General features: G+C 41.1%; 23 protein-coding genes. 2 read left to right on the forward strand and 21 right to left on the reverse strand.

What is annotated here, in order from left to right; translation table 11 throughout:
• Position 1 precedes the first annotated feature (1 nt).
• The 15 genes from atpD to ACWXWT_RS01785 all read right to left on the reverse strand — a co-directional run bounded on the left by atpD (position 2) and on the right by ACWXWT_RS01785 (position 14,289).
• On the reverse strand, positions 2–1,393 hold the full coding sequence (gene atpD, locus ACWXWT_RS01715; RefSeq protein ID WP_137224144.1) for a F0F1 ATP synthase subunit beta: 1,392 nt from the start codon (positions 1,391–1,393) through the stop codon (positions 2–4).
• 34 nt (positions 1,394–1,427) lie between these two features.
• Positions 1,428–2,288 (reverse strand): F0F1 ATP synthase subunit gamma, encoded by an 861-nt coding sequence (atpG, locus tag ACWXWT_RS01720; RefSeq protein ID WP_456039898.1) that lies wholly within the window; start codon positions 2,286–2,288, stop codon positions 1,428–1,430.
• A gap of 53 nt (positions 2,289–2,341) precedes the next feature.
• Positions 2,342–3,883, reverse strand: coding sequence for a F0F1 ATP synthase subunit alpha (gene atpA, locus ACWXWT_RS01725; protein ID WP_456039899.1), 1,542 nt, complete (start codon positions 3,881–3,883; stop codon positions 2,342–2,344).
• A gap of 14 nt (positions 3,884–3,897) precedes the next feature.
• Positions 3,898–4,431 (reverse strand): F0F1 ATP synthase subunit delta, encoded by a 534-nt coding sequence (gene atpH, locus ACWXWT_RS01730; protein ID WP_456039900.1) that lies wholly within the window; start codon positions 4,429–4,431, stop codon positions 3,898–3,900.
• Positions 4,432–4,445: 14 nt separating this feature from the next.
• The gene (gene atpF, locus ACWXWT_RS01735) at positions 4,446–4,916 is read right to left on the reverse strand and encodes a F0F1 ATP synthase subunit B (RefSeq protein WP_456039901.1); all 471 of its coding nucleotides are present in this window, start codon (positions 4,914–4,916) and stop codon (positions 4,446–4,448) included.
• A gap of 37 nt (positions 4,917–4,953) precedes the next feature.
• Positions 4,954–5,205, reverse strand: a complete 252-nt coding sequence (gene atpE, locus ACWXWT_RS01740) for a F0F1 ATP synthase subunit C (protein WP_011639455.1) — start codon at positions 5,203–5,205, stop codon at positions 4,954–4,956.
• A gap of 65 nt (positions 5,206–5,270) precedes the next feature.
• Positions 5,271–6,107, reverse strand: a complete 837-nt coding sequence (atpB, locus tag ACWXWT_RS01745) for a F0F1 ATP synthase subunit A (RefSeq protein WP_456039902.1) — start codon at positions 6,105–6,107, stop codon at positions 5,271–5,273.
• A 12-nt stretch (positions 6,108–6,119) separates the two neighbouring features.
• Positions 6,120–6,503 (reverse strand): ATP synthase subunit I, encoded by a 384-nt coding sequence (locus ACWXWT_RS01750; protein ID WP_456039921.1) that lies wholly within the window; start codon positions 6,501–6,503, stop codon positions 6,120–6,122.
• Positions 6,504–6,728: 225 nt separating this feature from the next.
• Positions 6,729–7,616, reverse strand: a complete 888-nt coding sequence (locus ACWXWT_RS01755) for a ParB/RepB/Spo0J family partition protein (protein ID WP_456039903.1) — start codon at positions 7,614–7,616, stop codon at positions 6,729–6,731.
• A 9-nt stretch (positions 7,617–7,625) separates the two neighbouring features.
• Entirely contained in the window at positions 7,626–8,414 is a 789-nt protein-coding gene (locus tag ACWXWT_RS01760; RefSeq protein ID WP_456039904.1) for a ParA family protein, read from the reverse strand.
• A gap of 61 nt (positions 8,415–8,475) precedes the next feature.
• Positions 8,476–9,096 carry a 16S rRNA (guanine(527)-N(7))-methyltransferase RsmG gene (gene rsmG, locus ACWXWT_RS01765; RefSeq protein ID WP_456039905.1) on the reverse strand — a complete coding sequence of 207 codons (621 nt, stop codon included), beginning with the start codon at positions 9,094–9,096 and terminating at the stop codon, positions 8,476–8,478.
• Positions 9,097–9,208: 112 nt separating this feature from the next.
• Positions 9,209–11,098 carry a tRNA uridine-5-carboxymethylaminomethyl(34) synthesis enzyme MnmG gene (gene mnmG / locus ACWXWT_RS01770; protein ID WP_456039906.1) on the reverse strand — a complete coding sequence of 630 codons (1,890 nt, stop codon included), beginning with the start codon at positions 11,096–11,098 and terminating at the stop codon, positions 9,209–9,211.
• Between the two features lie 470 nt (positions 11,099–11,568).
• On the reverse strand, positions 11,569–12,009 hold the full coding sequence (mioC, locus tag ACWXWT_RS01775; RefSeq protein WP_456039907.1) for an FMN-binding protein MioC: 441 nt from the start codon (positions 12,007–12,009) through the stop codon (positions 11,569–11,571).
• Between the two features lie 230 nt (positions 12,010–12,239).
• A complete protein-coding gene (fghA, locus tag ACWXWT_RS01780) occupies positions 12,240–13,085 on the reverse strand; it encodes an S-formylglutathione hydrolase (protein WP_456039908.1) in 846 nt (281 codons plus the stop codon).
• Between the two features lie 73 nt (positions 13,086–13,158).
• On the reverse strand, positions 13,159–14,289 hold the full coding sequence (locus ACWXWT_RS01785; protein ID WP_456039909.1) for an S-(hydroxymethyl)glutathione dehydrogenase/class III alcohol dehydrogenase: 1,131 nt from the start codon (positions 14,287–14,289) through the stop codon (positions 13,159–13,161).
• A gap of 146 nt (positions 14,290–14,435) precedes the next feature.
• Here ACWXWT_RS01785 and ACWXWT_RS01790 point away from each other — a divergent pair, with 146 nt between their 5' ends.
• Complete coding sequence (locus ACWXWT_RS01790; RefSeq protein ID WP_456039910.1) at positions 14,436–15,302, forward strand: LysR substrate-binding domain-containing protein; 867 nt, start codon at positions 14,436–14,438, stop codon at positions 15,300–15,302.
• Here ACWXWT_RS01790 and ACWXWT_RS01795 read toward each other — a convergent pair whose 3' ends face one another.
• The 6 genes from ACWXWT_RS01795 to rpmH form a co-directional block, all read right to left on the reverse strand.
• Positions 15,303–15,920, reverse strand: a complete 618-nt coding sequence (locus ACWXWT_RS01795) for a 3'-5' exonuclease (RefSeq protein ID WP_456039911.1) — start codon at positions 15,918–15,920, stop codon at positions 15,303–15,305.
• 25 nt (positions 15,921–15,945) lie between these two features.
• Positions 15,946–17,307: a tRNA uridine-5-carboxymethylaminomethyl(34) synthesis GTPase MnmE gene (gene mnmE / locus ACWXWT_RS01800; protein ID WP_456039912.1), complete on the reverse strand. Its 1,362-nt coding sequence runs from the start codon at positions 17,305–17,307 to the stop codon at positions 15,946–15,948.
• An 80-nt stretch (positions 17,308–17,387) separates the two neighbouring features.
• A complete protein-coding gene (yidC, locus tag ACWXWT_RS01805; protein WP_456039913.1) occupies positions 17,388–19,016 on the reverse strand; it encodes a membrane protein insertase YidC in 1,629 nt (542 codons plus the stop codon).
• 3 nt (positions 19,017–19,019) lie between these two features.
• A complete protein-coding gene (gene yidD, locus ACWXWT_RS01810; protein WP_137224108.1) occupies positions 19,020–19,274 on the reverse strand; it encodes a membrane protein insertion efficiency factor YidD in 255 nt (84 codons plus the stop codon).
• Positions 19,241–19,597 (reverse strand): ribonuclease P protein component, encoded by a 357-nt coding sequence (gene rnpA, locus ACWXWT_RS01815; protein ID WP_456039914.1) that lies wholly within the window; start codon positions 19,595–19,597, stop codon positions 19,241–19,243. Before rnpA ends, yidD begins: the two co-directional genes overlap by 34 nt.
• A gap of 12 nt (positions 19,598–19,609) precedes the next feature.
• Positions 19,610–19,747, reverse strand: a complete 138-nt coding sequence (gene rpmH, locus ACWXWT_RS01820) for a 50S ribosomal protein L34 (protein WP_006083827.1) — start codon at positions 19,745–19,747, stop codon at positions 19,610–19,612.
• Between the two features lie 445 nt (positions 19,748–20,192).
• On the opposite strand from rpmH, the gene dnaA reads away from it, so the two are divergent.
• Complete coding sequence (gene dnaA / locus ACWXWT_RS01825; protein WP_456039915.1) at positions 20,193–21,578, forward strand: chromosomal replication initiator protein DnaA; 1,386 nt, start codon at positions 20,193–20,195, stop codon at positions 21,576–21,578.
• Positions 21,579–21,593 lie beyond the last annotated feature (15 nt).

Raw genomic sequence — 21,593 nt, forward strand, 5'->3', positions numbered from 1 at the left:
GTTATTTCTTTTTGTTAGCTTTTTCGACAGCTTCATCGATTGAGCCAACCATGTAGAACGCTTGCTCAGGGATGTGATCGAACTCACCATCCAAGATACCCTTAAAGCCACGAATAGTGTCTTTTAGAGAAACGTACTTACCTGGAGAACCAGTAAAGACTTCTGCTACGAAGAAAGGCTGAGACAAGAAACGCTCAATCTTACGTGCTCTGAATACCATGGTTTTGTCATCATCTGACAATTCATCCATACCCAAAATAGCAATAATGTCTTTCAGCTCTTTATAACGCTGTAATACAGTTTGCACACCGTTTGCAACATCATAATGCTCTTGACCAACAACCTGTGGATCTAACTGACGAGAAGTCGAATCCAATGGGTCAACCGCTGGGTAAATACCCAAAGAAGCAATTTGACGAGACAATACAACAGTCGCATCTAAGTGAGCGAAAGTTGTAGCTGGTGATGGATCAGTTAAGTCATCCGCTGGTACGTATACTGCTTGTACAGAAGTAATCGAACCAGACTTAGTTGAAGTGATACGTTCTTGAAGAACACCCATCTCTTCAGCTAGTGTTGGCTGATAACCTACCGCAGAAGGCATACGACCTAATAGTGCAGATACTTCAGTACCGGCTAGGGTATAACGGTAAATGTTGTCCACGAACAACAATACGTCACGACCTTCGTCACGGAACTTTTCAGCGATACTCAGGCCAGTTAACGCTACGCGTAAACGGTTTCCTGGAGGCTCGTTCATCTGACCATAAACCATGGCTACTTTGTCTAATACGCCTGAATCTTCCATCTCGTAGTAAAAGTCGTTACCCTCACGAGTACGCTCACCAACACCAGCGAAAACAGATAGACCAGAGTGAGCTTTAGCGATGTTGTTAATCAGTTCCATCATGTTAACTGTTTTACCAACACCAGCACCACCGAACAGACCTACTTTACCACCTTTAGCGAAAGGACAAACAAGGTCAATAACCTTGATACCTGTCTCTAATAGCTCAGTTGAATTTGACTGATCTTCATATGAAGGAGCTGCACGGTGAATTTCATAACGCTCTTCTTCACCGATTGGACCCGCTTCATCAATTGGTTCGCCCAATACGTTCATAATACGGCCAAGGGTCTTAACCCCTACCGGAACAGAAATTGGTGAACCTGAGTTTGCTACCTCTAGACCACGACGCAGACCATCAGAAGAACCCATAGCGATGGTACGAACTACACCACCACCTAGCTGCTGCTGAACTTCCAGCACCAAACCATTGCAGGCGCCTTCGCCAGTGATCTTCAGAGCGTCATATACTCGAGGTACAGAATCTTGTGGAAACTCTACGTCCACAACCGCGCCAATTACTTGGACAACAGTACCTGTGCTCATGATTAATCCTCTAAACTTGATTTCGTTACCTAACCTAAACCGCTGCAGCGCCTGATACAATTTCCGACAGTTCTTGCGTAATCGCAGCCTGACGGGCTTTGTTATAGACGAGTTGCAGATCATCGATCATTTCGCCAGCGTTATCTGTTGCCGCTTTCATTGCTACCATACGGGCAGCCTGTTCAGAGGCAATATTTTCAACAACACCTTGATACACTTGAGACTCAATATAACGAGTTAACAATATATCCAAAACTTCTTTTGGATCAGGCTCGTAAATATAATCCCAAGGGTAACTCGCTACGTCTTCATCTGATTTAGGTAAAGGTAGCAGCTGTTCGATCACAGGAGTCTGAGCCATGGTATTAACAAATTTGTTAAACACAATGTACAGACGATCCAGTTTACCTTCGTTGTAAGCTTTTAACATGACACGTACTGTGCCAATTAAATCAGCAAGTTTTGGCGCATCGCCTAAACCTGATGCATGGGCAGATATTTCACCACCAAAGCTTTTAAAAAACTGAACAGAACGGGCACCAATTGGGCAGAACTCAATCTCTGCGCCTTGTTCTTTCCATTTTTTAACGTCTGACACAACCTGTTTAAATAGGTTGACGTTCAAACCACCACAAAGGCCACGGTCGGTTGCTACAACAATGTAACCAACCCGCTTGGCATCTCTCACCTCTAAATAGGGGTGTTTATACTCGAGAGTACCTTGCGCTACGTGACCGATCACCTTACGCATATTTTCTGCATATGGACGGCTAGCTGCCATGCGTTCCTGCGCTTTGCGCATTTTGCTGGCGGCGACCATTTCCATAGCTGAAGTGATCTTCTGAGTATTTTTAACACTCGCGATCTTGGTTTTAATCTCTTTAGCGCTGGCCATGTCTACTCTCCAATCTGGGACCTGAGGTGCCTAATGACACCCCGTGTTCATTATTACCAGGTTTGGGTTTCAATGAACTTGTCCATGCCTGCCTTTAACTCACCTTCGATATCAGCGTTATAATCGCCAGTAGCGTTGATGGTGTTTAATAGGTCAGCATGTTGACTGTTCATGTATGAAAGCAGAGCGGCCTCAAAGCGACCGATTTCATTTAAAACAACACCTTTAAGGTAGCCTTTTTCAGCAGCAAAAATAGACACTGCTTGGGCAGCAACGCTCATAGGAGCATATTGCTTTTGTTTCATTAATTCGGTTACACGCTCACCATGCTCAAGTTGAGCACGTGTTTCATCATCTAAATCAGATGCGAACTGTGAGAAAGCAGCAAGCTCTCGATACTGTGCAAGTGCAGTACGAATACCGCCAGACAGTTTCTTGATAATCTTAGTCTGCGCAGCACCACCAACACGAGAAACAGAAATACCTGGGTTAACTGCTGGACGTAGGCCCGAGTTAAACAAATCCGTCTCAAGGAAGATTTGACCATCGGTAATCGAAATTACGTTGGTCGGTACGAACGCTGATACGTCACCAGCTTGGGTTTCAATAATAGGTAATGCGGTTAACGAACCGGTTTGACCTGTTACTGCACCATTAGTGAACTTTTCTACATAATTTACGTTTACGCGTGAAGCACGCTCTAATAAACGAGAATGTAAATAGAATACGTCGCCAGGGTATGCTTCACGTCCTGGAGGACGCTTCAATAGTAATGAAATCTGACGATAAGCAACTGCTTGCTTAGACAAATCATCATATACAATTAAAGAATCTTCACCGCGGTCACGGAAGTATTCACCCATAGAACAACCAGAATATGGCGCTAAATATTGCAGTGCTGCAGCTTCAGAAGCTGAGGCTACAACAACGATAGTGTTAGCTAATGCACCATGTTCTTCAAGCTTGCGTACTACGTTAGCGATGGTAGAAGCTTTCTGACCAACAGCAACATAAACACACTTAATGCCTGAATCTTTCTGGTTAATAATTGCATCGATAGCCATCGCTGTTTTACCAGTCTGACGGTCACCAATAATCAATTCACGTTGACCACGACCAATAGGGATCATGGCATCAACAGCTTTATAACCAGTTTGAATTGGTTGATCAACTGACTTACGTTCAATAACACCTGGTGCAATCACTTCAACTGGAGAGAAACCATCGTTGTCGATAGGTCCTTTTCCGTCAATAGGCTCACCTAAAGTGTTAACAACGCGGCCAAGTAGACCACGACCCACTGGTACTTCAAGAATACGACCAGTGGTTCTAACTTTATCACCTTCAGCTAAATTAGCGTAAGGTCCCATTACTACGGCGCCGACAGAATCACGTTCTAAATTCAACGCGATTGCAAAACAGCCACCAGGCAGTTCGATCATTTCACCTTGCATTACATCGGCAAGGCCGTTAATGCGAATGATGCCGTCACTTACTGCAACGATAGTACCTTCGTTGCGAGCTTCACTAACGACGTCGAACTGCTCGATCCGCTGCTTAATCAGATCGCTGATTTCAGTGGAATTCAGTTGCATGCTCAAACTCCCAATTACGACTGCAGCTTATCAGACAGACGCGATAACTTACCGCTTACCGAGCCATCAATGACTAGGTCGCCTGATTTAATAATTACACCGCCAATAAGCGATGCGTCGATGCTGCAATTCAGCTTAACTTTGCGTGCGAGACGTTTCTCTAGAGAAACACTAATTTGCTGCTGTTGCTCAGAGCTTAGCTCAGAGGCAGAAACCACATCGGCTTCAACTTCTTGTGCCCACTCATTACGGTATTCAGCAAAAAGTAGCGATACTGTTGACAGTATCCCTAAACGACCGTTTTCAGCCATTACCTTTATCAGGTTTTGACCTTGCTCATTGACTTGCTCACCACACACTTTTATAAACAATGTGGCAAGTTCAGTACTCGCTAAAGTACCGTTAAGCAGTGGCTTAATTGATTCGTTTTCACTCACCAATGAAGCGAAAGTTAGCATTTCTGTCCAACTTTCTACTGCTTTATGCTCAACAGCAAAATCAAAAGCTGCCTTTGCGTAAGGGCGAGCGATGGTGGTTAATTCAGCCATAACTCAACTCCTTATCAAATTTCAGCAACAAGTTTATCAACTATGTCACTGTGGGCGGCTGGGTCAATCGAACGCTCAAGAATTTTCTCTGCACCAATAATGGCTAGAGAAGCAACTTGCTTACGCAAGTCATCTTTAACGCGATTACGTTCGTTTTCAATTTCTGCCTGACCCTGAGCGATAATTTTAGATCGCTCAGTTTGTGCTTCAGCTTTTGCTTCTTCAACGATTTGAGCCTTACGCTTATTAGCTTGCTCAATAATTTCGTTGGCAGTTACTTTCGCATCTTTAATATGCTCAGTAGCTTTAACTTGCGCTAACTCTAGATCTTTTGCTGCACGGCCGGCATCTGCCAGACCATCAGCAATTTTCTTCTGGCGTTCTTCGATGGCATTCATCAACGGAGGCCATACAAACTTCATGCAAAACCACACGAAGAGAATAAAGGCAACCGTCTGACCGAATAGGGTAGCGTTGAAATTCACAACAGCCTCCTAGTTAGATTAAAGACAGAAGCGTTAATTAAAGCATTGCACCCAATGGGTTAGTAAATAGCATAAATAGCGCAATACCTACACCAATCATAGTTACGGCATCAAGTAGACCCGCTACGATGAACATTTTAACTTGTAACATAGGCGCCATTTCTGGCTGACGAGCTGCACCTTCCAAAAACTTTCCACCTAAAAGGCCGAAACCGATAGCTGTTCCTAATGCACCCATACCAATAAGTAGAGCAACAGCAATAGCCGTCATTCCTAATACAGTTTCCATATCTATCTCCAATATTCTAAATCGTTGTTATTAATGATTTAGGTCAAAAAAATTTTCGGTTACCCTTAATGATCTTCATGCGCCATGCTTAAATAAACAATGGTCAACATCATGAAAATAAATGCTTGTAAAGTAATAACTAAAATATGGAAAATTAACCAACCTAGTTGTAATCCTACACCTAGAGCAGATAACGCCACGTTAGAACCATACATCAATGCAATAAGGATAAAAATCAACTCACCAGCATACAAGTTACCAAATAGTCGTAAAGCCAGTGAAATAGGCTTAGCGATAAGAGTAACTGTTTCTAATAATAAGTTGACGGGTATCATTGCCCAATGGTTAAAAGGCTGAAATGTTAGTTCTTTAACAAAACCTGAAACACCTTTGACTTTAATGCTGTAATAAATAATCAGCACAAACACACCAATAGCTAAGCTAAAGGTAATGTTAACGTCGGTAGTCGGAACCACTTTAAGGTATGGCACGCCTGCAAGACTTGCTGCCCAAGGCAACCAATCAACAGGGATCATATCCATGAAGTTCATCATGAAAATCCACACAAAAATAGTCAGAGCTAAAGGCGCAATAACAGGATTGCGGCCGTGAAAAGTTTCTTTCACACTGCTATCAACAAACTCAACAATCATCTCGACAAAACATTGAAATTTGCCAGGAACCCCTGTTGTCGCTTTTTTGCCAGCACTGTAAAACAGCCATAAGAACAACACACCAAGCCCAACCGAAAAGAGCAACGAATCAATGTGCCAAGTCCAAAATCCAGCTTCTTCACATGCGTGGTTCATAGCTAATCCGTTATCGGTAGCACAAACTTGCAGGTTCGTAAGGTGATGTTGGATATAGCCCTGCGGTGTTAACGCTTCACCAGTTGCAGCCATGATTCATCCCACTTAACTTTGCTTGAAATATAAAGGTGCTATCCAATGCACCACTAACGCTAACGAATAACAGGTAAAAAGCGGCATAAAACCGACTTTAATATTGATAAACACTAACGAAAACAATGTAATGGTTAATAGCATCTTTATCGCTTCCCCCCAGTAAAAGCTTTTAATGACTTTTGCTGCTGAGCTTGCCCCACTATGTGAGAAAGCTAGGGTTGCGAATACAAAATTAGGAAGTACAGCGATAACTCCACCCGCTAGTGCAGATAGACCATACTGTTCTCCCCACATAACGAAAAATAGTATTGAAATAATACTCGCGACTGCCGCTTGTACCAGCACTAATTTATAGGCTGCTAACCTGCCACGACGCGCTAAAACATTACCCAACTTCATATCTCCGCATTAATGCCTTTCGCGGTCCTAATGTTAAATTTAATATATTAATCTAGCCTTAAGATCTAAAAAGCCTGCAAAGTATACCTTTTCGCGCTTTGTTTGCAACTTTGATGATAGGAAAACAACGATTTAATGAGTGATTTAGCGCTAAATAAACAAAAGTAAAAATTAGCGCTATGTCACAAAATTACTGATGAAAATGGTTTAGTCAGCTTTTTAATGGATTTTACTTAAAATACCGTCTAATTCAGCAAGATTCTGGTAGTTTATTACAATTTTGCCTTTACCTTTACTACCATGATTGATGGAGACCTTAGCACCAAGCCTTTCAATTAACTCTTGTTCTAAACGGCTAACATCATGATCTTTAGCTGGTGTTTCAGCGTCTTTAGACGGATTTAAGGCTTTATTAACTAATCGTTCAGTTTCTCGAACAGTCATTTCTTTCGATGCAACTAATCGAGCTAAATTTGTCTGTTCATCACCCTCAATAGCCAATAAAGCACGTGCGTGTCCCATATCGATGTCACCGTATTCTAACAAACGTTTAACAGGTTCATTGAGACTATTTAAACGTAATAAATTAGATACACTAACGCGAGATTTTCCAACAGCATCAGCCACTTGTTGATGAGTTAACTCAAATTCTTCGAGTAGTCGTTGTAATGCAATCGCTTCTTCCATTGCATTTAAGTCTTCACGTTGAATATTCTCAATAAGTGCAATGGCTACGGCTGCATCGTCGGCAACTTGCTTGATAATACACGGCACTTTATCTAGTTTAGCTAATTGAGCGGCGCGCCAACGACGTTCACCGGCAATTATTTCATAGTGAGTATTAGACACTTTACGTATAACAATCGGTTGTATTACACCTTGAGCACGGATCGATTCAGCTAATTCTTCTAATGCTTCAGGCGACATATCTTTACGCGGCTGATATTTTCCAGGCAGTAATAAATCAAGGTCAAGATTAATAAGGTCGCTTGTTGTAGCAAGTGATGGGGATATATCATCAGGCTGTTCATTTTTACGACTGGCAGCATTACTGTGGCTTAATAAGGCATCCAAGCCTTTACCTAAACCGCGTTTTTTTAACGTCATTTTTGTATCCTACGCTTGTTTGGGTTGAGTTTGTTGTTCTGCACGACGAATGATTTCACCCGCAAGAGCTAAATAAGCTTTTGCTCCAGCACTTGATTTGTCGTAATACATGGCAGGCGCACCAAAACTAGGGGCTTCTGCTAAACGAACATTTCTTGGGATAACGGTGCGATATACTTTTTCACCAAAATGCTGTTTAAGTTGATCGGATACATCGTTTGATAATCTATTTCGAGGATCGTACATAGTTCGTAAAATCCCTTCAATCGTTAGAGCAGGATTTACCATTGCTCCCAACTTAGTAATGGTGTCAATTAATGCTGTTAAGCCTTCTAATGCGTAATACTCACATTGCATTGGTACAAGTACAGAATCTGCTGCAGACATAGCATTAACCGTTAGCATATTTAGCGATGGTGGACAGTCAATAAAAATAAAATCGTAGTCATCTTTAATTGGTGCTAAAGCATTGCGTAAACGGATCTCGCGAGCATAAAACTCCATGAGTTTAATTTCTGCGGCCGTAACATCACCATTACTCGCGATCAAATCGTATTTACCCACGGTATTTTTTATCACTATATCGGCAAAAGATTTTTCTTCGACCAATAATTCATAAGCCGTGTTATCGACTTCGTATTTATCGATACCACTTCCCATGGTGGCATTGCCTTGTGGATCTAAATCGATCAACAACACTTTGCGCTTTGTGGCGGCAAGTGATGCGGCTAAGTTAACGCAAGTTGTTGTTTTTCCAACGCCACCTTTCTGGTTGGCTACGGCAATGATTTTACCCACAATGTCATCCTGTCTTAAAATTATTGATGTCCGGTTAGCTTAATAGCGAAAGAAATGCACTTTATTGCTTAACAATTTTTAATAAATGTCGCTGTTCATCTAACTTTGGTACATGCAATATTATCGTTTCTACCAACGAAAATCCTGCTGGTATCTCTTGTAGTTCTTGTTGATTTAACTGGCCTTTTAACGCATAAAAGATACCTTCTTCAGTTGGTAAATGATGACACCAACTTAGCATATCTTGAATTGATGCAAATGCCCGACTGAGTACACCATCAAACTTATCTTCTGGTTGATAAGCTTCAACACGACTTTCAATTGAAGAAATATTATTAATTTTCAGTTCAAATTGAACCTGCTTTTGAAAGCGGATCCGTTTACCTAAGCTATCAAGTAACACAAATTGTTTATCTGGATTCATAATGGCTAATGGGATCCCTGGTAAACCAGGTCCTGTGCCTACATCAATAAACCGCTGTCCTTCAAGATAAGGAGAAACGCTTAAACTGTCCATAACATGACGGATTAACATTTGCTCAGGATCGCGAACTGAGGTGAGATTATAAGCCTTATTCCATTTATCAAGCATTGCAACAAAACCTACTAGTTGTTTTTGTTGTAATTCCGTAGCCGACATATTCATTTCAGCTAAATAGGTTTTAAGTTGGGCAGATAACACAGAAAGCCTCGTAGGTTGCAAAATAATGACGACAGTTATTATGAAGCCGTAAAAGCACTAAGGGAAGCCTTATGGCTTCCCTTGGGTTATTGAGTTGAAAAAATAATTGAATTTATGCAATTTTTCGCAGTAAACCACGTTTTTTCAAGTGTACGAGCAAAATGGAGATAGCTGCTGGAGTGACACCAGAGATCCGTGATGCTTGTCCAACCGTATCGGGTTTATGATTATTCAGTTTTGCAATCACTTCATTTGAAAGCCCTGGTACTTCTTGATAATCCAGATCAAGTGGCAATAATGAGTTTTCATGACGGATTGCTTTATCAATTTCATCTTGTTGACGCTGAATATAACCAGAGTATTTAACTTGGATCTGTACTTGCTCAGCAGCTTGAGGATCGTCAAGTCCAGGACCAAACCCTTCTAATGTCATCAATTTTGCATAATCCATTTCAGGACGACGCAACAAATCTTCAAATGATGCTTCACGTGAAATAGGGGTATTCAATTGTGGATTTAATACATCAAGTAACGGCGAATTAGGGTGAACCCATTGGCCACGTAAGCGTTGAAGTTCTAATTCAATAGATTCTTTCTTTTTGCTGAATAATTCCCAGCGATTATCATCAACTAACCCAAGTTCACGGCCTTTTTCGGTTAAACGTAAATCAGCATTATCTTCACGTAATAATAAACGATATTCTGCACGACTAGTAAACATGCGGTACGGTTCTTTAGTACCTAAAGTTGATAGATCATCTACAAGTACGCCAAGATATGCTTGATCTCGTCGAGGACTCCAAGCATCTTTACCTTTAACCTGTAGCGATGCATTCATCCCAGCCAGTAAGCCTTGAGCACCTGCTTCTTCATAGCCTGTTGTACCGTTTATTTGACCAGCAAAAAAGAGTCCTTCAATGGCTTTAGTCTCTAATGAGTTTTTAAGATCGCGTGGATCAAAATAATCATATTCAATGGCGTATCCTGGGCGCATAATTTCAGCGTTTTCCATGCCTTTAATTGAGCGCACTAAATTTAATTGTACGTCAAATGGTAAACTGGTTGAGATACCATTTGGATAAATCTCATTAGTGCTAAGCCCTTCAGGTTCAATAAATATCTGATGGGATGATTTATCTGCAAAACGATGAATTTTATCTTCAATAGATGGGCAGTAACGTGGTCCAATCCCTTCAATTACACCAGAATACATTGGACTGCGATCCAGTCCTCCACGAATAATATCGTGGGTTTTCTCATTGGTATGAGTAATAAAACAAGATATTTGCTTTGGATGGTGTTTTACATCACCAATAAATGACATTACTGGTAATGGAGTATCACCTTTTTGCTCTGTCATCTGTGAAAAATCAATCGTGTTTGCATCAATACGTGGTGGTGTACCAGTTTTTAAGCGCCCTACTCGAATATCTAATTCTCGTAGTCTATTTGCTAATGCAATCGCTGGGGGATCGCCAGCACGACCACCGCTGTAATTTTGTAAACCAATGTGGATTTTACCACTTAAAAATGTACCTGTAGTTAGTACTACTGCTGGAGCTTCAAATGCTAATCCCATTTGAGTGACTACACCAACAACTTTATTATTTTCAACGATTAAGTCATCTACAGCTTGTTGAAAAATACGTAAATTTGGTTGGTTTTGTAAAATACTTTGAATTTTTTGACGGTATAGCGCTCTATCCGCTTGGGCACGTGTTGCACGAACCGCTGGTCCTTTGCTTGAATTTAATGTTCTAAATTGAATACCTGCAAAGTCAGTGGCGGTTGCCATTGCACCACCTAAGGCATCAATTTCTTTTACCAAATGACCTTTACCAATACCGCCTATAGCTGGATTACAAGACATTTGGCCAAGTGTATCAATGTTATGGGTTAATAATAATGTTTTTGAGCCCATTCTTGCCGCTGCGAGTGCGGCTTCAGTTCCGGCATGACCACCACCAACAACAATTACATCAAACCGTTCATGAAAATGCATTATGCGACCTTTAATTGCTTAGAAAGTTAAATTCAGTTTTATACGATATTCGAGTTGAGCATTTTAGCACTTGCTTGAGAGAACGTGAATGATCATTTTCCATCGATTGATCAAGATGTGGTTTGCTTAATAGATCTTAAGATCTTTATATAGATCTTTTTATTATGTTTATTATTAGGATCGGTTTTTTCTGTTAGTAACTTTTATTTTTCTTTTAAATCAATAATTAAGTTATAAACTAACCTGTGATCTGATCACGATCAAACTCAAGATAACATGGGGATAGATCGGGTAGTTATCCACAAGGGCGATCATTGACCTGATCGGAGTGTGAATAGTACAGAGTTATGATCGCTAAAAATAATAGCTTATCCACAAACTTGTTAAGTTAAATATTAATTTGTGGATAAGTAAGATCTAAATTGTGGGTTGTTCTTACTTTATTCAATGAATGATCTATTAAATATTGTTTATATAGACTCTTGCCACTGAGTTAACCACGCAAGGGCGGGTTCTTCAGGGATCGGATCTTGTTGTACATCAATTTGGATCTTATCCACAATTGCAGTTGATCCGTATTGTAAAAGAAGATCGACTATTTTTTCGGGGCCTTGACAGAAAGTGTCATAACTTGAGTCACCAATGGCGCATAATGCAAATTTAATGGTATGAAGATTAGGCATTTCAAGCATCAATTGTTTATAAAAAGGTTCTATATTGTCAGGAAGATCGCCTGCACCATGAGTTGAACTGACAATGATCCACAATGAATAGTCGTGTAATTGGCTTAATTTGGGGTCTGTAAAAACATCTGCTTGGTGATCTAATCGAATTAATTGGTCTGCCATTTCATCGGCAACATACTCTGTTCCGCCTAATGTTGTGCCTACTACTAGTGCTATTTTTGTCATTTTGACTCCGAATTATTCATGTGTTTTATTACCGAGTAGCTGTTTTAATCGCCTTTATCTGCGATGTCTTGGGCTATTTTACTCGTTCAATTAGGATTTAGGTTGGCTTATTTGTGTAAATAAGAGGTCATTTATTTGTAAATTCGCATCCTGTCTTCATTTTTAACAGACATAAAAAAACGAGCCTTATTTGGGCCCGTTAATATGGTGCTAATAGTGTTCAGCTGTAGTTAACTTAATAATAAGTGTTTTGCATGAAAACGCAGATGGTCTTCAATAAATGTTGCGATAAAATAATAGCTATGGTCATATCCTGGTTGTATTCGTAGTTCGAGTGGATAATTTTTTTCATTAGCCACTCGAACTAATGCTTGTGGTTTCAATTGCTCATCTAAAAAGTTGTCATTACTGCCTTGATCCACCAGCGCGGGTACAAAACGTTGGCAATTGGCCATTAACTCGCAGCTATCGTATTGTTTCCATTGTTGTTGATCATCACCTAAGTAACCGCGGAATGCTTTAATGCCCCATGGACAGTCCATTGGGTGACAAATAGGACTGAATGCTGACAAACTGTTATATCTGTGCGGATTTTTCAATCCGATGGTTAACGCACCATGTCCACCCATTGAGTGACCACTAATACTGCGTTGCTCTGTTACGGGGAAATGGGCTTCAATCAATGCTGGCAATTCGTTTACCACGTAATCATACATTTGGTAATGCTGACTAAAGGGAGGTTTTGTGGCATTTAGATAAAAGCCTGCACCTAAACCAAAGTCATAAGCGCCGTCAGCATCATCTGCGACACTCTCACCTCGCGGGCTTGTGTCAGGCGCAACAATAGCCATGCCTAATTCGGCTGCTATGCGCTGTGCACCTGCTTTTTGCATAAAGTTTTCGTCAGTACAGGTGAGCCCTGACAACCAATATAAAACCGGTACTTTTTGGGTTTCGGCTTGTGGCGGTAAGTAAATAGCAAACCTCATAGTGCAATTAAGCGCACTTGATTGATGACTGTATTGTTTATGCCAACCACCAAATGTTTTGGTACTGCTAATACTTTCAATGGTCATGATGTGTCCTTATTTGTCAGAACGCAGTTGAGTGGTTTTAGACTTAACTGCGACTGTCATGATAAATTAAGCGTTACTTGGCAAAGTGGATTACGCTGCGAATACTTTCACCTTTGTGCATTAAATCAAATGCATCATTAATACCTTCAAGTCCCATTGTGTGAGTAATAAAGTGGTCGAGTTTAAATTCGCCAGCTAAGTATTGCTCAACAATGCCCGGTAACTCGCTGCGTCCTTTTACACCACCAAATGCACTACCACGCCATACACGACCAGTAACTAACTGAAATGGACGGGTTGATATTTCTTGTCCAGCACCTGCTACACCAATAATGACTGACTCGCCCCAACCTTTATGACAGCATTCTAATGCACTGCGCATTACATTGACGTTACCAATACATTCAAATGAGAAATCGACACCACCGTCAGTCATTTCTACAATCACTTCTTGAATAGGCTTATCAAAGTTTTTAGGATTGATGCAATCGGTTGCACCTAATTTTTTGGCAAGTTCGAATTTAGATTCGTTAAGGTCAATACCAATAATGCGGCTCGCGCCAGCCATGGTGGCACCAATAATTGCCGATAGCCCAATACCGCCTAAACCGAAAATAGCGACAGTATCACCTTGTTGAACTTTAGCCGTTTTCAGTACTGCGCCCATACCTGTCGTTACACCACAACCTAATAAACACACTTCTTCTAATGGCGCATCTTTACTGACTTTGGCTAATGATATTTCCGGTAATACGGTGTACTCAGAAAATGTTGAACAGCCCATGTAGTGAAAAATTGGCTCACCATCTTTAAAGAAACGCGTGGTGCCGTCTGGCATTAATCCTTTGCCTTGAGTTTCACGAACTGCACTACAAAGGTTGGTTTTTCCTGAAGTACAGAATTTACATACTCCACATTCTGCTGTGTATAACGGAATAACATGATCGCCGACTTGTACGCTAGTAACGCCTTCACCGACCATATGAACAATGCCACCACCTTCATGACCAAGAATCGCCGGGAATACCCCTTCAGGATCATCACCTGAAAGCGTGAAAGCATCGGTATGACAAACGCCAGATGCCACAATACGTACCATGACTTCACCCGCTTTTGGGTACATGACGTCGACTTCTTCTACCGATAGTGGCTGGCCAGGTCCCCAAGCAATAGCTGCTTTTGATTTAATAAATTGTGCTGACATAAATGATTTCCTTAACATTAACGACCATGGTCAACATGGTTAAGAGGTATGACTACAGTGTAGTGTAGTGTATTTATCTATTATATTTGTTTATCATAAAATGATAATCAGCTAGTTTTGTAAATAACTTTTACGAGAATGTAATAATGATGCAGTGGGAAGGGATTTTTGAGTTTGTTGCGGTAGCAGAAACCGACAGTTTTACTGCCGCTGGTAAGCGTTTAAGTATTTCGACGGCACAAGTGAGCCGTCAAGTGAGTCAACTTGAAAATCGCTTGAACACTAAACTGTTTTATCGCACCACCCGTAAAGTGTCGTTAACCGAAGAAGGTACGGTTTATTATCAGCATTGCCGCCAAGTGCTAGACAGTCTTGATGAAGCTGAACGGGCTATTTCAAGTTTAAAAGATAAACCTCAAGGCTTAATTAGGATGACAGCACCGGTGACCTACGGAGAAAATTTTGTCATGCCAATTGTTATCGATTTTATGCAGCAATATAGTGACATTGAGGTTGTGTGTGAGTTAACTAATCGCCAACTTGATTTAGTGGAAGGTGGTTTTGATTTAGCGATTAGGTTAGGGCGGTTATCTAACTCGTCAATGATGGCCAAATGCTTAACGAATCGCAGGCAATATGTGTGTGCAGCACCAAGTTATATTGCTCAGTTTGGTACACCTTATACCTTGTCGGAACTCAGTCAGCATAATTGTTTAATTGGCAGTCAGTCGCATTGGAATTTTATTGATCAGGGTAAGTCTAAAGCCGTTAAGGTACATGGGTCGTTGAGTTGCAGCAGTGGTTTAAGTTTATTGTCTGCGGCCATTAAGGGATTGGGGATTGTGCAATTGCCCGGTTATTACGTTAATGACGCCATTGAAGCTGGGCAGCTAGTGGTGTTACTCGCCCCATATCAACAACCTAAAGAAGGTATTTGGGCTTTGTATCCACACAATCGCCATTTGTCACCCAAAGTACGACTGCTAGTGGATAAATTAGCCCTAGAGTTGTAATCAACGAGCCATAGTTTGGTAGTAACGGTTTATTTGTGCTTTAGGCAGGCTAGATATTTTATTGATAATATCTAAGGTTATTTGGTGCTGCGGCAGTTGCTGTTGCAGTACATTGAGTTGATGTAACCAAAGGTAACTGGTCATGGTGGCGTCAGCTAAGGCGCGGTGAAACAAACCATCGTTAGGCAATTGGTGGTAACTCACTAACGTGCCAAGCTTATGGTTGGGGGCATCTTGGCTTATCCGCCGAGATAATAACAGTGAGCAAGCAAATTGGCCCGCGTAGTGCAGCTTATTATGCTTGAATTCGGCATCTAAGAATTTTTTATCAAAGCTGGCGTTGTGTGCGACTAAATTGAATCCGTCGATAAACTTGGCAAATTGTGCCATCACCTCTTTAGATGATGGCGCATGTTTGAGCATGTTATTGCTAATACCTGTGTACTGCTCAATAAAGCTATTGACTCGCCGACCAGGATTAATCAATTCCTGAAAAGTATCGACTATTTGGCCATTAACTAACTTAACCGCACCAATTTCTATGGCTCGGTCACCGTTATCTGGTGATAGTCCTGTGGTTTCAAAATCGAGTACCACAACTTGGTTAGCGAGTTTCATCAATTTACACCTATTTACCGATACACTATTTACCAATACAGAATGAGCCAAAAATCTTGCCCAATAGATCATCTGAGGTGAATTTACCGGTGATTTCAGATAAGGCCATTTGTGTCATGCGCAGTTCTTCTGCTAGTAACTCTCCAGCTAAATACACTTCAAGTTGTTCTTTACCCAGCAGTAAGTGATTTGCGGCAAGCTCGAGCGCTTCTAAATGACGGCGACGGGCAATAAAGCCACCCTCTAAGTTACTTTGGTAACCCATTAATGATTTAAGATGTTGTTTTAACGCCTCAACCCCTAAACCTGTTTTAGCTGATATCCGATAAACGCTGTAGCCTTGTTCTTCGGTGTTATTTAAAGTTTCACCGGTTAAGTCGGCTTTATTACGTATTACTGTCACTCCCAGTTTTGCTGGCAGGCGGTCGATAAAATCAGGCCAAATTTCGTGCGGGTCTATGGCGTCAGTAGTGGTGCCATCTACCATAAACAAAACTCTATCGGCACTGGCTATTTCGGCCCATGCACGCTCAATACCTATTTGTTCAACGGTGTCGAGTGTGTCTCGTAAGCCTGCGGTATCAATAATATGTAATGGCATTCCGTCAAGGTGGATATGTTCACGTAATACATCACGTGTGGTGCCAGCAATTTCGGTGACAATGGCTGATTCTTTACCGGCTAGTGCATTAAGTAAGCTTGATTTACCAGCATTTGGGCGGCCAGCTATCACAACCTTCATTCCTTCGCGGATGATTGAACCTTGCTTGGCGCTAGCTTGTACAGTGTCTAGTTTGCTGATTATTTTATATAAAGCGTTGGCAATTTTACCATCGGATAGAAAGTCGACTTCCTCATCGGGGAAATCAATCGCGGCTTCTACATATAAGCGCAGGTTGGTGACTTGCTCAACCAGCTCATGTACTTCTTTTGAAAACTCACCTTGTAATGATTGTAATGCGCTTTTTGCTGCTTGTTCACTGGTGGCATCAATTAAGTCTGCAATGGCTTCTGCTTGAGTTAAGTCGAGTTTATCGTTCATAAAGGCTTGTTCGCTGAACTCACCAGGCCTAGCAATGCGAATACCGTCTATTTCCATGACGCGCTTAATTAGCATGTCGAGCACTATTTGACCACCATGACCTTGGAGTTCTAGGACATCTTCGCCGGTAAATGAATTTGGTCCTTTAAAAAATAGCGCTATCCCTTGATCAATCACCTGACCGTCAGCATTGTTAAAGTCACAATATTCAGCGTAACGAGTTTTAGGCACATGGCCAATAACCGCGCTGGCTACTTTAGTGGCCAAGTCGCCTGATACACGAATGATACCTACGCCACCTCTTCCTGGTGCGGTGGCTTGTGCCACAATAGTGTCTGTTGTCACGGTAGTACCTATAAAATTGATAAAGGAAAAGGCGGCTAATCAGCCGCCTTTTCATCAGTTATACAACATTGAGCAGAGGCTTATTTTATGCCATTTTTCTCAAGGCCTGCATAAATAATCTTCTGCTGTGTAATGGCAACTATGTTACCTACTAACCAGTAAAGTACTAGACCTGCTGGGAACCATAAGAAGAATACGGTAAAGATAACGGGCATCCACTGCATCATTTTTACTTGCATTGGATCCATTGTTGGCGCTACGGGTTGCATTTTCTGCATCAAGAACATTGATAAGCCCATTAGCAATGGTAATACATAGTATGGATCTTGAACCGATAAATCATTAATCCAAAGCATGAATGGCGCATGGCGTAATTCATAACTTTCCAGTAGTACCCAGTATAATGCGATGAAAATTGGCATTTGTAATAGAATAGGTAAGCAACCACCCATAGGGTTTACTTTTTCTTTCTTATACAGCTCCATCATAGCTTGACCCATCTTTTGACGGTCATCACCAAAGCGTTCTTTCATCTCCGTTAATTTTGGCTGAAGATTACGCATTTTGGCCATGGAGGTATATTGTTTCTTAGTCAGTGGGTATAGACCACCACGTACTGTGAGGGTAATCAAAATAATCGCTACACCCCAATTACCTACAAATGATTGATAGAACATCAATAACCAATGGATTGGAATAGCTAACCACCATAAGAAACCGTAATCAACAACCAAGTTTAATGTTTCAGAAATAGCGGATAGCGCTTTTTGATTTTTTGGACCAACATAAAACTGTGAACTAATTTCTTTTGCTGTACCTGGTGCAATATCATACACAGCACCACGGAAACCAATATTAGCCAGTCCACCAGCGCTAACACTTGAGAAAATGGTGTTTGAATCTGTTGCAGGTGGTACCCAAGCCGACACAAAGTAATGTTGTAACATTGCTGCCCAACCACCTAGCGTGATTTTGGAAAGATTTTTCTCTGCCATATCGTCAAAGTTATATTTCTCATAACGAGTATCCTGAGACGAGAAAGCACCACCACGATAAGTTGGCATCATCATGCTGCTTTCTGATTCTTTAATCGATTGCTTGATTTGGCCATACATTTGCACTTGTAAAGGTGCTGTAGATGTATTGTTAATGGTGTAATTTACTTTGATGTCATATTGACCACGAGTAAAAGTAAAGTTTTTTACGTAGGTGACACCGTTGGCTGCAGTAAAGGTTAATGGCACTGTTAATGTGTCCTGACCTTCAGCTAACGTGTATGAATTATTTTGTGTGGCGAATGCTGCTCGGCCTTTTGAACTGCTATCAATACCATCGCGGCCTATCAAGCCACTTTGTGCAATATAAGTAAAATCGTTATTTTGCTCTAAAATAACAAATGGATCGTTACTGGTTATTTCGCGTTTATGTTCCACTAATGCGGCATAAACAATGTCACCACCAATCGGGTTGATTTTTATATCAAGCTGATCAGTTTTAACGTTAATAAGGTTTTTAGTTGCAGGTAACTCTACTGGAACTCCAGTAATGTCTGCTTCAGGAACGTCAGCACTGTGTTGCGATGCTGCGTTAGTTTGACTTACAGCTTGTGCTGCTGCCGGTTTTGGTGCTTTATCTGTTTGCCATTGCTGCCACATTAAAAAGCTGACAAACAGCAGACCGATTAGCAATATATTGCGTTGAGATTCCATAGCCTATTTATTACACCTGTCATTTTTAGGGGGGACGGGATCACTACCGCCGGGATGTAAAGGGTGACATTTTAATATGCGTTTCATTGCAAGCCAACTCCCTTTCACTGTTCCATGTGTTTTTATTGCTTCTATAGCATAATAAGAACAAGTTGGATTGAACCGACACCTCGGTCCCAATAAAGGGCTGATAATAATTTGGTAACCACGGATAACCGTAGTTGCTAACCATTGTAACGGCGACTGAGTTTGCGCCATAGCTTTTCTATTAATTTGTGTAGTTCTGCATTTTCCATTTCCATCACGCCGTTTCTGACTAATACAACGATATCTATATCTGGGATGTCGTGTTGATGTAAACGAAAACTATCTCTTATCACCCGTTTAATACGATTACGTTGGTTTGCACGTTTAACAAAACGTTTGGCCACAGTTAATCCTAAACGAGGATGTTGCTCTGAATTTGGAATTGCGAGCAGAGTTATTTCAGCAGAGGATGCTTTGATTGGATTGGAGAATACAGATTTAAATTGCGCGGGAGTTAACAAGCGTAACTCCCGCGTAAAGGTATAGCTAGTCACCTAGTTATCTACTTACGCAGATAAACGAGCGCGACCTTTCGCACGACGACGTGCAAGCACCTTACGGCCGCCTACAGTGGCCATACGAGCGCGGAAGCCGTGAGAACGCTTGCGCTTCAGGTTGCTAGGTTGAAAAGTACGTTTACTCATGATGGCAATCCGTCTTTGTTAGTGAATTTACCTTATCTCCAACATTAGAGGTAAGGGCAAAAAAGAGGCCGAATTGTAATCACTTTAATTACTACCGTCAATAACGAAAGTGCTTATATGATAAATTTCTGCCAAACTTTATTTTGAACGACTAACGATTAAGCACCAGAAGATGTGGATAAGTCTGTGCACAGACACTATATCTTGTGGATCTTTCATCGTTTAAGCCGATCAAACAATCGTTATTATAGATCAAGGTGGATCGGTTAATAAAGCTGGATTTGCTTGAAATTTACAATAAGTGGATCGATTTTGATCTTTCATGATCACAGATATATACATAGAATGATCTTGCTGGGGATAATTATGATTTTAAGGATAGCGATCATTGTGATCTCCCTATAGAATACACCTCCTTTGATTAAAGATATTTGGGGATAAATAAGTGGCGGTTTCACTTTGGCAACAATGTATCGGCAGACTGCAAGACGAGTTATCAGCGCAGCAGTTCAGTATGTGGATCCGTCCGTTACAGGCTGAAATGGATGGTGATACATTGGTTTTGTATGCGCCAAATCGTTTTGTGCTCGATTGGGTTCGCGACAAATACATTAATATCATTAATCAATTTTTTACTGAACAAATGGGCGGTAATGCGCCTATGTTACGTTTTGATATTGGTAGCCGTCCTTCTGCACGTCCTTCCGCACCTACACCCGTAGCCGCTAAGCCTGTGACTCGCCAGACTAAAGCACAAGTGGGAACGACGTCATTTAATACCCAAGCAGAGCCGATTGTGAATGCTAATCACCGCAGCAATATTAATCCAACTTATCAGTTTGATAACTTTGTTGAAGGTAAATCTAACCAATTAGGTAAAGCTGCGGCGTTACAAGTATCTGAAAATCCAGGCGGGGCTTATAACCCGTTATTTTTATATGGCGGTACAGGTTTAGGTAAAACTCACCTTTTACATGCCGTAGGTAATGGTATTATTAAAAATAATCCTAATGCTAAAGTGGTGTATATGCATTCAGAGCGGTTTGTTCAGGATATGGTTAAGGCTCTGCAAAATAATGCTATCGAAGACTTTAAGCGTTATTACCGTAGTGTTGATGCTTTGTTTATTGATGACATTCAGTTTTTTGCTAACAAAGATCGTTCCCAAGAAGAATTTTTCCATACCTTCAACGCACTGTTAGAAGGTAATCATCAGATTATTTTAACCTCAGACCGTTATCCTAAAGAAATCGACGGGGTAGAGGATCGCTTAAAATCACGTTTTGGTTGGGGCTTAACGGTTGCTATTGAGCCGCCAGAATTAGAAACCCGCGTGGCTATTTTAATGCGTAAAGCACAAGAGAGTGGTATTAACTTACCTGATGAAGTGGCTTTCTTTATTGCCAAGCGTTTACGTTCAAACGTGCGTGAATTAGAAGGTGCGCTAAACCGTGTTATTGCCAATGCCAATTTCACAGGTCGGCCAATAACTATCGATTTTGTGCGTGAAGCGTTAAGAGATCTCTTGGCACTTCAAGAAAAATTAGTCACTATAGACAATATTCAGAAGACAGTCGCTGAATACTATAAAATAAAAATGGCAGATATGTTGTCTAAACGCCGTTCTCGCAGCGTTGCAAGACCTAGACAAGTTGCGATGGCGTTATCTAAAGAACTTACTAACCAAAGTTTACCGGAAATTGGTGATGCTTTTGGTGGTCGTGACCATACGACAGTATTACATGCTTGTCGTAAAATTGCGCAATTACGCGAAGAGAGTCATGATATTAAAGAAGATTATGCGAACTTGATTAGAACATTATCTTCTTAATTCAGGGAATGTAGA

The organism is Shewanella sp. A22, assembly GCF_053850585.1.

What these genes read in the sequence shown, in the direction of transcription:
- ACWXWT_RS01795 (WP_456039911.1), bottom strand. Translation starts at nt 15,920, where the DNA reads ATGAAACTCGCTAACCAAGTTGTGGTACTCGATTTTGAAACCACAGGA.
- atpA (WP_456039899.1), bottom strand. Translation starts at nt 3,883, where the DNA reads ATGCAACTGAATTCCACTGAAATCAGCGATCTGATTAAGCAGCGGATC.
- ACWXWT_RS01785 (WP_456039909.1), bottom strand. Translation starts at nt 14,289, where the DNA reads ATGTCAGCACAATTTATTAAATCAAAAGCAGCTATTGCTTGGGGACCT.
- ACWXWT_RS01755 (WP_456039903.1), bottom strand. Translation starts at nt 7,616, where the DNA reads ATGACGTTAAAAAAACGCGGTTTAGGTAAAGGCTTGGATGCCTTATTA.
- atpG (WP_456039898.1), bottom strand. Translation starts at nt 2,288, where the DNA reads ATGGCCAGCGCTAAAGAGATTAAAACCAAGATCGCGAGTGTTAAAAAT.
- atpD (WP_137224144.1), bottom strand. Translation starts at nt 1,393, where the DNA reads ATGAGCACAGGTACTGTTGTCCAAGTAATTGGCGCGGTTGTGGACGTA.
- rpmH (WP_006083827.1), bottom strand. Translation starts at nt 19,747, where the DNA reads ATGAGTAAACGTACTTTTCAACCTAGCAACCTGAAGCGCAAGCGTTCT.
- atpH (WP_456039900.1), bottom strand. Translation starts at nt 4,431, where the DNA reads ATGGCTGAATTAACCACCATCGCTCGCCCTTACGCAAAGGCAGCTTTT.
- ACWXWT_RS01790 (WP_456039910.1), top strand. Translation starts at nt 14,436, where the DNA reads ATGATGCAGTGGGAAGGGATTTTTGAGTTTGTTGCGGTAGCAGAAACC.
- mioC (WP_456039907.1), bottom strand. Translation starts at nt 12,009, where the DNA reads ATGACAAAAATAGCACTAGTAGTAGGCACAACATTAGGCGGAACAGAG.
- yidC (WP_456039913.1), bottom strand. Translation starts at nt 19,016, where the DNA reads ATGGAATCTCAACGCAATATATTGCTAATCGGTCTGCTGTTTGTCAGC.
- fghA (WP_456039908.1), bottom strand. Translation starts at nt 13,085, where the DNA reads ATGACCATTGAAAGTATTAGCAGTACCAAAACATTTGGTGGTTGGCAT.
- atpE (WP_011639455.1), bottom strand. Translation starts at nt 5,205, where the DNA reads ATGGAAACTGTATTAGGAATGACGGCTATTGCTGTTGCTCTACTTATT.
- mnmG (WP_456039906.1), bottom strand. Translation starts at nt 11,098, where the DNA reads ATGCATTTTCATGAACGGTTTGATGTAATTGTTGTTGGTGGTGGTCAT.
- yidD (WP_137224108.1), bottom strand. Translation starts at nt 19,274, where the DNA reads ATGGCGCAAACTCAGTCGCCGTTACAATGGTTAGCAACTACGGTTATC.
- atpB (WP_456039902.1), bottom strand. Translation starts at nt 6,107, where the DNA reads ATGGCTGCAACTGGTGAAGCGTTAACACCGCAGGGCTATATCCAACAT.